Genomic DNA, 11,899 nt, shown 5'->3' with positions numbered 1-11,899 from the left:
TCTACGCCTTCTGCCGGGCGGTGGACGACACCGCGGACGAGGCCGCGGACGCCGCTTCGGCCGCCGCCGCCCTGGACCACCTCCGCGCCGAGGTGCTCGGGGAGGCCCCCGCCCGCCCGCTGGTCGCGGAGCTCCGGGCGGCGGCGGCGCGCCTGGAGCTGCCGCTGCGGAGCGCCACGGAATTGATCGACGGGGTGGCCTCCGACCTGGGGCCGGTGCGCATGGCGGACGACGCGGAGCTGCTGCGCTACTGCTACCGGGTCGCCAGCACGGTGGGGCTGATGATGTGCGCGGTGCTGGGGGTGCGGTGCCGCGAGGCGCACCCCCACGCGGTGGACCTGGGGATCGGGATGCAGCTCACCAACGTCTGCCGCGACGTGGCGGAGGACGCGCTGCGGGGCCGCGTCTACCTGCCCGCCGACCGGCTGCGGCGAGCGGGGACCGGCACGGAGGCGCTGCTCGAAGGGACGATGAACCCGCTGGCGATCGCCCGGGTGGTCGCCGAGGTGCTGGAGCTGGCGGACCGCTACTACGCCAGCGCGGACGGGGGGATGCGCGACCTTCCGCTGCGGGTGCGCCCCGCAATCCTGGTGGCGAGCCGGGTCTACCGCGCCATCGGCGTGCGGCTGCGGCAGCGCGGGTGCGACGCGCTCGCGGGGCGGACGGTGGTGCCGGCGCCGGGGAAGGCGCTCTGGGGGACGCGGGCCCTGGCCGCCTGCCTGCGCCCCGCGATCCTCGGCATCGGCCCGCGCTGGGCGCACGACGGCGGGCTGCACGTGGCGCTGCGGGGGCTGCCGGGCGCCAACGCGTAGGGGAAGCCCTCACCCCGAAGCTCCTCCGGCACGACCGCTCGTCGCGGACGATCACAGATCCTCCACACTTCCCCACCCGGTCGGTCACAGACTTCCTACGCCGGCTCCACCCTCCCGCGGCGCCTCCGCCGCATCTTCCGACCAGGGCTGCCCGACCGGGCGGCCCCTCGGAGCTCGCGATCGCGGGAGGCGACCGTTCCATGAGGTATCCCATTCTGTTCTTCGTCCTGGTCGCAGCCGGAGCAGGCGGCGAGGCGCTCGCGCAGGGCGGCCGGAGCGCCGCGGCGGCGACGCAGGCTGCCAGCGGAAGCATCCGGGGCGTCGTCGCGGATTCGGCCGGAGGGGCACCGGTCGCCAGCGCATCCGTGGCGGTGATGAGCACCGCCGACTCCTCGCTGGTGGGCGGCGCCCTCACCGCTGCGGACGGCGCCTTCCGCGTCGAGGGGCTCGCTCCGGGCAGCTACTACCTGCGCATCTCGCACCTCTCCCACGCCACGACCACGCACGGCGGCGTGAGCCTCGGTCCCGCCGCGCCGCATGCGAGCGTGGGAACGGTGCGCCTGGCCCCCGCCGCCCTGGCCCTGGAGGGGATCCGCGTCGCGGCGGAGCAGGGCGCGGTCCGCATGTCGGCCGACCGCAACAGCTACTCCACGCGCGACCTGCCGGCCACCGCGGGCGGCAACGTCACGGACGTGCTGCGGAGCGTGCCGGCGGTCGAGGTCGACCCGGACGGACGGGTGAGCCTCCGGGGCAACCAGAACGTGGCCGTCCAGATCAACGGGCGGGCCGCTCCCGTGCGGGGCGACCAGCTCGCCGCCTTCCTGCAGCAGCTCCCGGCCAACCTGGTGGAGCGGGTGGAGGTGGTCCCCAACCCCTCGGCCCGGTACGACCCGGAAGGGATGGCGGGGATCGTCAACGTCGTCCTGAAGAGCAGCTCCGACCTGGGGCTCTCCGGCGGCCTCACCCTCGCCGCGGGCACCGGCGGGCGATACAACGGCTCGGGCAACCTGGGCTGGCAGCGGGCTCCGCTGACGCTCTTCGGGAGCTACGCCTTCCTGGACGAAGCACGGGAGACGACGGGGTTCAGCAACCGCCGGAACCTGTTCGACGGCGCGCCGGTCCGCTCCATCGGCCAGACCGCGCGCGGCGCCTCTCTCACGCGGTCGCACACGCTGAACACCAGCACCGAGCTGAAGCTGGGCCCCCGGGAGTCGCTGGCCGGCACCCTCCTCGTCAGCGACCGCACCTACGAGAACAGCTCGGTGGGCGGGCGCGTCTCGCGCGACGCGGGCGGCGAGCCCGTCTCCCGGTGGAGCGACCGGCTGGTCAACAACAGCAACGACCTCGTCTTCGACGGGGTGCTCTCCTTCAAGCGGACGGCCGAGCCGCGCCGCAACGAGCTGGGGGCCGAGCTGCGGTACAACCGCCTGGACGTGGAGATGCACCACGGCCTGACGCTCACCCCCACAGCCCCGGGTGGCGCCCCTCTCCAGGCGCTGCCCGAGCGAGCGCGGCGGAGCATCGACGGGATCAACGACGACCTGTCCTTCCAGGCCGACCTCACGCGGATGATCGCGGGGGTGCGGCTGGAGACGGGGGTGAAGGCGCAGCGGCGCCGCGTGACCAACCGGTACGACGCGGAGCGGTTCTCCTACGAGGGCACGGCCACCTGGCAGCCGGATCCCGGCGCGAGCTTCGCGTTCGGCACGGAGGAGACGGCCCGGGCCGCCTACGGGGTGCTGACCCGCAGCACCGGCCCCTGGGAGGTGCAGGGCGGCCTGCGCGTGGAGCGGACGGGGCGGAGCTTCGTGGGGACGGACGACGCCTCCCTCTCGTACACGGACCTCTTCCCCAGCGGCCTCGTGGCGTACGACCTGGACGGCGAGCGGCAGGTGAAGGCGAGCTACTCGCGCCGGATCCAGCGTCCGCAGACCTTCATGCTCAACTCCATCACCTTCTACGAGGACCCGCTGAACCGCTCCCGCGGCAACCCGCGCCTGCGGCCGGAGCACACCGACGCCTTCGAGCTCGGCTTCCAGCAGAGCGGATCGTGGGGATCGTTCCAGCTCAGCCCCTTCTACCGGCGGACGACGGGCGCCATTCGCGTCATCCGCAGCATCCAGGGCGACACCACCACCGGGGTGTTCACCAACCTCGACCGGGCCCGCTCGTACGGGGCGGACGCGACGGCCTCGCTTCGCGGCGAGCGGCTGAGCGGCCTCCTGGGGCTCAACGCCTTCGGGCACGAGACCGGCGGTGCCACCACGGTCGGGAGCGTGTACGGCAGCGGGCTGGGCTGGTCGGCGCGGGCGAGCGGAAACCTGCGGGTGAGCGGGCGCACCGACGTGCAGGCCTTCGCCCAGTACCGCGCACCGATGCGGGTGCAGCAGGGGCGCGTGGGCGCCTTCGCGACGACGAGCTTCTCCGTCCGGCACAGGCTGCGCGGCGACCGGGCGGTCCTCACGCTCCGCCTGACCGACCCGTTCGACACCATGAAGAACCGCCGGACGACGGACGCCAGCGCCGAGGAGCTCCCGTACGTCCTGGAAAGCGAGCGCTCCTTCGGGGCGCGCGCCGCGACGCTGGGCTTCACGTACACGTTCGGCCAGGCGCCGAAGCTGCGCGCGCCGCGCCCGCAGGAGCCGCAGGCCGGCGGCGAGGTGGGGAGCTGAGCTGCGGCACGCGTTCCGGAACGGTTGCGCTCGCCGGCCCGGCGCCGAGATTGTGGAAGACCGCAGCGATGCCGACCCCGGAGAACCACGAGGCTCGAACGTGCCCGAGAAAGACTTCGCGACCCGGCGCGCAGGGGGCCGACTCCGCCTGCGGCGCCTTCGGCAGGGGTCGTCGCGCTGGATGACGGTCCCGGTCCTGCTGCTGACCCTCGGCGTGGCCGCGGCGGCGATCTTCGAGGCACGCAGGGCCTCCGTCTCCGACCACGACACCACGCGCACGCTGGTGAAGGGACACGGCGCGGTCGCGGCGTGGACCTACGGCCGGCACGCGCAGGAGCGGCTCGCCGCCTCCTTCACCCGCACCCTGGCCGCCATGCCGGCCGGCGATCCCGCGGGCGCGGCCGGGGGCGGCGCCTCCTTCCGCGTCCCCCTAGGCGGCGGCGCGCCCACCGGGCCGGGGGATCTCGAGCCGGCGGTGCGCGCCCGCATCGCGGATGCCGTGCGCGTCCATGCACGCACCGTGTTCCGCCCCGGGTGGCGCTTCGCGGTGCTCCAGGCGGGCGGGGCGGGCGGCCCGCTGGTGGTGTACCGGCTGGCGGAATCGCCGGCCGGTCCGGAAGCCCGGGGCTTCGTGCTCGATCCGCGCCGCTACGCCCCGCTCTTCGGCGAGATCTTCGCCGGGGAGCCCCTCCTCCCCTCCAGCCTGAGCGGCGGCCTGTCCAGCGCCGAGCTGGTGCTCGTCCACGTGCTCGCCCCCGACGGGCGCGTCCTCTTCGCCACGCCGGGGGAGCCCTGGAACGCGGGGACCTCCGAGGTCCTCGGCCCCGAATTCGGCGGGATGCAGGTGCACGCCAGCATCCTGGGCCCCGCGGCGTACGACCTGATCCTCGGCGACCGCCCTCCCTCCCGGCTGCCGCTCCTCGCCGGCCTGCTGGTGCTCGCCTTCGTGACCGCCGGCGTGGCCATCGCCCTGCTGCGGCGCGAGGCCGCCCTGACACGCCTCCGCTCCGACTTCGTCTCCAGCGTCTCGCACGAGCTGCGAACCCCGCTCGCGCAGGTCCGCCTCTTCCTGGAGACGCTGCGGCTGGGCCGCTACCGCACGGAGGAGCAGCGCGAATGGATCCTCGACAACATCGAGCGCGAGTCCTTCCGCCTCGGGACGCTGGTGGACAACATCCTCCTCTTCTCGCGCGCCGAGCGCGGCGGGGCGGCCGGCAGCCGCTCCCCCGTGGAGATCGCTCCCTACCTCGGCGCCCTGGTGGAGGAGTTCGCCCCGCTGGCCGCCCTCCGGAAGGTGCGGATCGAGACGGCGGTCGAGCCCGGTCTCCGCGCGCCCCTGGACGCCGACGCCTTCCGGCAGGTGATGCTCAACCTGCTCGACAACGCCATCAAGTACGGTCCGGTCGGACAGACGGTGCGGTTGAGCGCCGCCGCCGCGGGCGAGCGTGTCCGCATCGTCGTGGAGGACGAGGGCCCGGGGGTGCACCCGCGCGAGCGCGAGGCCGTCTGGGCGCCCTTCCGGCGTGGTGAGGACGCCCTGGAGAGCGCGGCGGGAGGGAGCGGGATCGGGCTCTCCGTGGTCCGAGAGATCGTGGAGTGGCACGAGGGCACCGCCCGCGTGGAGGCGGGCGAGGGCGGCGGGGCGCGGTTCGTGGTGGAGATCCCCCGCGCCGGACCGGTCGTGCCGAGCGCCGGCCCCGTGCGGGACGCGCTCCGGCAGGTGGGCTGATGGCGCGGATCCTGGTCGTGGAAGACAACCCGGAGCTCGCCGCGGGGATCCGCTACAATCTGGAGCTGGAGGGCCACGAGGTGGCGGTGGCCGAGGACGGGCCGGCCGGGATCGCCGCGGCGCGGGAGGGGAGCCCCGACCTGATCATCCTGGACGTCATGCTCCCGCGGATGGACGGGTTCCAGGTGCTGCGCACCCTGCGCGCGGACGGGCTCCAGGCGCCGGTCATCATGCTGACCGCGCGGGGCGAGGAGACGGACAAGGTGCGGGCCTTCCGCCTCGACGCGGACCAGTACGTCACCAAGCCCTTCGGCCTCATGGAGCTGCTGGAGCGCGTGAGCGCCCTGCTGCGCCGCGCCCGGTCCCGCGCCGCCCCCGAGGAGCCCGCCGCCGATGCCGCGTTCCAGTTCGGCGACGTGCGGGTGGACCCCGCGGCGCGCAGCGTCACCCGGGCGGGGGTGGAGGTCTCGCTCACGCCGCGGGCCTTCGACCTGCTCCTGGCGCTCGTACGCCTGGAAGGGAAGGTAGCGACCCGGCACCAGCTCCTGCAGACGGTGTGGGGGCACCGCGGGAGCGTCCTCACCCGCACCATCGACTCGCACGTGTCCGAGCTGCGCCAGAAGCTGGAGCCGGACCCCGAGCACCCCCGCCACATCCTCACGGTGTGGAAGGCGGGATACCGGTTCCAGCCGTAAGGTCCCCGGGTTCGGGGCACACCGCCAGGGCAGAGACTGCGCGAGAGCGCCCCGGCCGGAGCAATCCAGCCGGGGCGCCTCCACGTTGGCCCGCGAAAGCGCGGCTCCTACGCCCCTGAAGCAGCGCGGGTCGGCTGTGTCCCCGCCCGCCCGGCCTCCGCCGCCACCACGTCCAGCATCGCCCGCGCATGGTCCAGCGTCGTGCGCGGGTTCATCACCGTGACCCGCAGCACCGGCCGCCCCTCCAGCACCGTCGCCGTGATCCACCCCTCGCCGGAGCGGTTGTAGGCGGGGCGCAGCGCCCGGTTCAGCGTGTCCACGCGCGCCGCGTCCAGCGAGCCGTCGCCCAGCCAGCGGAAGCAGAGGATGTTGGACTCCGGCTCGTGCAGCGCCTCGAAGTCCGGCCGCCCCTCGATCTCCTCCCACAGGGCGTGCGCCACCGAGCACAGGTGGTCGTACACGCGGCCGATCCCGTCCGCGCCGTAGCGCTGCAGCGCCACCCAGAGCTTGAGCGCGTCCGCGCGGCGCGAGCACTGGAAGCTGCGGACCCCCTGGTCCACGATCCGCTCCTCCTCCCCGCCATGGAAGAGGTACGGGGCCTTCTGCGAAAACGCCCGCTCCAGGTCGCGCTCGTCGCGCGCCAGCACCATCCCCGCCGGGAGCGGGAGGAGCATCCCCTTGTGCGGGTCCCAGGCCAGGGTGCGCGCCTGCGGCAGCCCGGCCAGCCGGTGCCGGTGCTCCGCCGAGAGCAGGGCGGACGCGCCGTGGGCGCCGTCCACGTGCAGCCAGATACCCCGCTCCTCGCAGAGGGCGCCGATCGTCTCCAGGTCGTCGAAGGCGCCCGTGGCGGTGTGGCCCGCGGTGGCGACCACCGCCATCACGCGGCGCCCCGCGCGCTCCAGACCGTCGAGCGTCGCCCGGAGCGCGTCGGTGTCCATGCGGAAGTCGCGCGAGGCGACGGCCACGGCGCTCCGCATCCCCAGCCCCAGCTCTCCCACCGCGCGGGCGACGGCGTAGTGCGCGTGCTCGCCGAAGACGACGACGGGCGGATCCGCGCCCACGCCGTTCTCCCACGCGTCCGGGACGGCTGTGTTGCGGGCAGCGAGGAGCGCGGTGAAGGTGGCCTCCGTCCCCCCGGAGGTGAGCGTCCCTCCCGCACCGGCGCCGTACCCGGCGAGCCCCGCCATCCAGCGGACCACCCGCTCCTCCACCATCGTCGCCACCGGCGACATCTCCCACACGGCCACCGACTGGTTCAGCGCGCCGATCAGCGGCTCCGTCCACACGGCGGCGGGGAGCGGGGCCGAGACCTGGTGGCCCATGTACATGGGATGGTAGAACCGGTTGCAGTCCGGGAGGACGTCGCGCCGGAGCCGCTCGATCACCTCCGCGAGCGGGCGCCCGGCGAGCGGGAGCGGCTCGTCGAAGCGCGCGGCGATCTCCGCGGGGCCGAGGGCGGTGGACACCGGCCCCTCCCCGGCGCGGGTCTCGGCAAAGTAGTCCGCCGCCAGCTCCAGGAAGCCGGCGGCGGCGGCGGGCGCGGTGTCGCGCTCCAGCTCGTCCAGGATCGAATCCATCGTGCTCGTGCGAATGCGTGTGCGTGCCGCTCCTCCGGGGGCGGCGGGGCCGAAAGCTACCGGGGGGGCCGGAGCGCTTCAAGTAGCAGCTCTCCCCGGCCGTTGGGTCCAGAATCCCGGCCGGGTCCCGGCGGCCGGGGGTCGCGGCCGGGGGTCGCGGCCGGGGGGTCGCGGCCGGGGGGTGGCGGCCCGGGGGGTGGCGTGCCCCGTCACATCGCGGGCGTCAGGCGCGGCGATTGCAGACCCCCGGGCGACGCTGAGAAGATGTCTGCACCCGGAGGTATGCCGTGGGAAGGGTCCTGGTACTCGTAGTCGTGTCCTGCCTGGGGGTGGCACTTCCCCTCGGAGCGCAACAGACGGTTCCGCTCGCACCCGCTCCGCCGGGCGCCGCAGAGAGCCGATGCGCACCGGGCGCAGATACGCCTCCACCCTGCAAGCCGCTCCTCGCCACCGGGTTCTCCGCAGCCGAAGCGGGCCGGCTTCCCCGCCATTCTGCCCTGCACGCGACGGGCGCGCCTCGGGACGATATGCAGGAAGTTCGGCGGCGCATACCCGGATACCTTTACGCCGTCGGATGCGTGCTGGGCGGGATCTGGGGCTACCGCGCCCTGCCTGACGACCGTGCCAGGGGAACCCTTCTGGGGTGCGGGATCGGGTTCGCGCTCCTGGCCAGTTGGGAAGCGTACTCCGACTGATGCAGAGCGGCCCGGAGGAGCGTCTGGCTGCCGTTCGCAAGCCAGACGGAGACACGTAGGGGACCAGAGCGCTTCAGGCTCCGGTCCCCCAGGTGTGATGTCTTCCCGGGTCGTCCTCAGTCGCCGAAGACGGGAAGCCCGGCCGCCTCAAGGACCCGCCCCTGCTCCGCTACGGGACGAAGGAGACCAGGACAGGGAGATGGTCCGATCCGACGTCCGGCCCCCGCTTCCGTTCCACGACGTGCACCCCCGGCGAGGTCAGGACGTGGTCGATGGGGATCCCCAGGAGCGGCGCGTGGGTGGGCCACGTCCACCCCACCCCCCGGCCGGCTCCGCTGTCGCGGAGGCCCGCCCGCCGGAGCAGCGGCTGGAAGTGCGCCGACCAGGGCGTCATGTTCAGGTCGCCCACCAGGACCTTCGGTCCGCGGAGGTCCGCCATGTACGCCGCGACGGAGCGGACCTGCTCCGCGTTGAGCCTGGCGTACTCCGCCCCGACCGGCGGGAGCGGGTGGGTCCCCACCAGCGTGAAGCGTGAGCCCCGCACCTCGAACTCCCCCATGACCGAGGGCACACCCGCCTCACCCAGGCGGACGATCCGGCACTGGACGCACGGATGCCTGCTCAGCAGCGCGATCCCGAAGTTGTCGTCGCGCGCCTCGTGCACGCCGTAGGGAAACTCGCGCCGCAGCCCGGAAAGGCCGGAGAGCCACGCGTCGTCGACCTCGAGCAGCACGACGAAGTCCGCCCGGCTCCCGGATAGGAACCGTGCCACCGCTCCGTGGTCGCGGTTGGCCGTGTGGACGTTGGCGGTCGCGACGCGCACCACGCCGGAGCGCGAGGTGGACGCCCGAAAGAGGGCGGTCGGCGCCAGGTAGGGGAGTACCACGGCGAGGTTCACCGCGGCGCACACCGCCATTGCGGCCGCCGCTCTCCGATTCCGCATCCAGAGGAGGAGGAGCGCAGCCACGGTCGCGAGCACCAGGTACTGGACCCGGAAGTGCGAGAACAGGTCCAGCAGCCACCAGGCCGCTCCCGCGAAGCCCAGGAGCGTGACGAACCAGAGGCCGACGCCGCACACCAGGAGAGTCGCGGAGAGAAGCCCCTTCAGGCTGACCCGAGCGGGGTGAGTGGCGGTCTCCAATCTACGTTTCCGTGGCAGAAAGACGGGGCGGAGCGACAGGCGCTCCGCCCCCGTGACGTGCGGCTCCACCGGCTCGTGTCAGTCGCCGAAGAGCCCCAGCTCCAGGTCGCCGTCGCCGCCCCCGGCGCCATCCGAGGACGGAGCGGCCGCCTCCGCCTCCATGGCCCCGTCCTCGCCGTCCGCGGCGAAGCCCTCGTCCGCGAGCACGTCGCCCTCTTCGGCCTCCTCCGGCTCGTCCGGCGCCCCGGGGTCCTCCCGCGGCTCGGCGGTGCGGGTGACGGCCACGATCCGGTCGTGCGAGGAAAGCTCCACCGCCGGCTCCGCGGGCGTCTTCAGGTCGCCGGGGACCACCTGCTCGCCGTGGATGCGGAGGATCCGCCCGACGGCGGTCACCGCCATGAGGTCCTCGTCCGGGAGCAGCTCGCGGGCGGAGACCACCTTCCCGGTCCCGCGGACCACGGGGAGGACCGCCGCTCCCATCCCGCCCCGCCCCTGCACCGGCAACTCCTCCAGGGCGACGCGCTTGGCGAAGCCGCGCTCCGTGACAAGACAGAGCTCGCCCTCGCGGCGCACCACGACCATCCCCACCAGCTCCTCGCCCTGGCGGAGCTTCACCCCCTTCACCCCCTGCGCCACCCGGCCCATCACCGGGATCTCCGCCTCCGGGAAGCGGATCACGCGGCCGGCGCTGGTCGCCAGCACCACGTCGCCCGCGCCGTCCGTCACCTGCACCTCCACGAGCCGGTCGCCTCCTTTCACGGAGACCGCCTCCACCCCGCCCTCGCGCGGGCGGCCGTACTGGTCCAGAGGCGTGCGCTTGACGCTCCCGTCCGCCGTGGCGAACACCAGGAAGCGGTCCTCCGGGTACTCCGCCACGGAAACCATCGCCGCGACCGCCGTCTTCTTCGGGAGGGAGAGGACCTGGTGCACGGACTTCCCGCGCGAGGCGCGCCCCGCCTCCGGGATCTCGCCCACCGGGAGCCAGTGGACGCGGCCGTCGTCAGTGAAGAAGAGGAGCGCGCTCCCCGTGCTGGAGACGAAGACGTGCTCCAGGTAGTCGCTCTCGTAGCGCTCCATCCCGGCGAGCTGCTTCCCGGAGCTGCTGCGCCGCCGGTACAGCCCCATGGGGACCTGCTTGAGGAACCCCTCGCGGCTGACGATCACCACCACCTCCTCCTCCGCGACCAGGTCCTCCAGGGAGAAGACCTTCTCCGACTCCAGGATCACGGTGCGGCGCGGGTCGCCGTACTTGTCGGCCAGCTCCGCCAGCTCCGCGCGGATCACCGCGAGCTGCCGCTCCGGGCTGGCGAGGATCGCCTCCAGCTCCACGATGCTCGCCTGCAGCTCCGCGAGGCGGTCCTTCAGCTCCTTGCCCTCCAGCGCGGTGAGGCGCGAGAGGCGCATGTTCAGGATGGCCTCGGCCTGCCGCTCCGACAGCTTCAGCTCCTTCTGCAGCTTGGCGGCGGCGGTCTCGCGGGTGCGCGAAGAGCGGATCAGCTGCACCACGGTGTCGATCTTCCGCAGCGCGACGATCAGCCCCTCCAGCACGTGCGCCTGGTCGCGCGCCTTCTCCAGCTCCCAGCGGGAGCGCCGCACCACCACCTCCACGCGGTGGTCGCGGTAGCGCTCCAGCAGCTCCTTGAGGTTGAACTCGCGGGGGACGCCGCCGTCCAGCGCCAGCGTGATGACGCCGAAGGTGGTCTGCAGCGTGGTCCACTTGAAGAGGCCGTTCAGCGTCTTCAGCGCGTCGCCGCCGCGCTTCAGCTCCACGACGATGCGGATCCCGTCGCGGTCCGACTCGTCGCGCAGGTCGGACACGTCCTGCAGCTTCGCGGACTTGGCGAGGTCGGCGATCTGCTCGATGATCCGCGACTTGTTGGTGCCGTACGGGATCTCGGTCACCACGAGCTGCTCGCGCCCGCCCCGCTTCTGCTCGCGCACCACTCGCGCGCGCATCACCACCCGTCCGCGCCCCTTCTCGTACGCGTCGCGGATCCCCTGCCGCCCCACGATCACCCCGCCCGTGGGGAAGTCCGGCCCGGGGAGGTGCGCCGTCAGCTCGTCGATGGTGCACTCCGGGTGGTCGAGGAGGTGCAGCGTGGCCGCGACGGTCTCGCGCAGGTTGTGGGGGGGGATGTTGGTGCTCATCCCCACCGCGATCCCGGAGCTGCCGTTGACGAGCAGGTTGGGGATGCGCGCCGGGAGGACCTTGGGCTCCAGCAGGCGGTCGTCGAAGTTGGGCGCGAAGTCGACCGTCTCCCGGTCGATGTCCGCCAGCATCTCCGTGGCGATGGGCGCCAGCTTCGCCTCCGTGTAGCGGTAGGCCGCCGCCGGGTCGCCGTCCACCGAGCCGAAGTTGCCCTGCCCGTCCACCAGCGGGTAGCGCAGGCTGAAGTCCTGCACCATGCGCACGAGCGCGTCGTACACCGAGGCGTCCCCGTGCGGGTGGTACTTGCCCAGCACGTCGCCGACGACCGTCGCGCTCTTCTTGTACGGCCGGTTCGGCGACAGCCCCGCCTCGTGCATCGCGTACAGGATGCGCCGGTGCACCGGCTTCAGCCCGTCGCGCACGTCCGGC

7 protein-coding genes are annotated in these 11,899 nt (G+C 73.6%); 4 read left to right on the top strand and 3 right to left on the bottom strand.

The features are described from left to right. The 4 genes from VGR37_15040 to VGR37_15025 all read left to right on the top strand — a co-directional run. Nucleotides 1-812, top strand: an 812-nt coding sequence (locus tag VGR37_15040; protein HEV2148718.1) for a phytoene/squalene synthase family protein, incomplete at its 5' end; no start/stop codon positions are given. Nucleotides 813-1,012: 200 nt separating this feature from the next. Beyond that, nucleotides 1,013-3,484 (top strand): TonB-dependent receptor, encoded by a 2,472-nt coding sequence (locus tag VGR37_15035; protein HEV2148717.1) that lies wholly within the window; start codon nucleotides 1,013-1,015, stop codon nucleotides 3,482-3,484. Between the two features lie 100 nt (nucleotides 3,485-3,584). Continuing rightward, nucleotides 3,585-5,213, top strand: coding sequence for a HAMP domain-containing sensor histidine kinase (locus VGR37_15030; GenBank protein ID HEV2148716.1), 1,629 nt, complete (start codon nucleotides 3,585-3,587; stop codon nucleotides 5,211-5,213). Continuing rightward, nucleotides 5,213-5,908, top strand: coding sequence for a response regulator transcription factor (locus VGR37_15025; protein HEV2148715.1), 696 nt, complete (start codon nucleotides 5,213-5,215; stop codon nucleotides 5,906-5,908). Before VGR37_15030 ends, VGR37_15025 begins: the two co-directional genes overlap by 1 nt. Nucleotides 5,909-6,015: 107 nt before the next feature. Here VGR37_15025 and VGR37_15020 read toward each other — a convergent pair whose 3' ends face one another. The 3 genes from VGR37_15020 to gyrA form a co-directional block, all read right to left on the bottom strand. Then, nucleotides 6,016-7,485 (bottom strand): pyridoxal-dependent decarboxylase, encoded by a 1,470-nt coding sequence (locus VGR37_15020; protein HEV2148714.1) that lies wholly within the window; start codon nucleotides 7,483-7,485, stop codon nucleotides 6,016-6,018. 864 nt (nucleotides 7,486-8,349) lie between these two features. Further along, nucleotides 8,350-9,390 carry an endonuclease/exonuclease/phosphatase family protein gene (locus tag VGR37_15015; protein HEV2148713.1) on the bottom strand — a complete coding sequence of 347 codons (1,041 nt, stop codon included), beginning with the start codon at nucleotides 9,388-9,390 and terminating at the stop codon, nucleotides 8,350-8,352. Nucleotides 9,391-9,399: 9 nt separating this feature from the next. Continuing rightward, nucleotides 9,400-11,899, bottom strand: a 2,500-nt coding sequence (gyrA, locus tag VGR37_15010; GenBank protein ID HEV2148712.1) for a DNA gyrase subunit A, incomplete at its 5' end; no start/stop codon positions are given.

This window comes from Longimicrobiaceae bacterium (genome assembly GCA_035936415.1).
Classification (GTDB): Bacteria; Gemmatimonadota; Gemmatimonadetes; order Longimicrobiales; family Longimicrobiaceae; genus JAFAYN01.
This window is presented reverse-complemented; position numbering and strand designations above follow the sequence as displayed.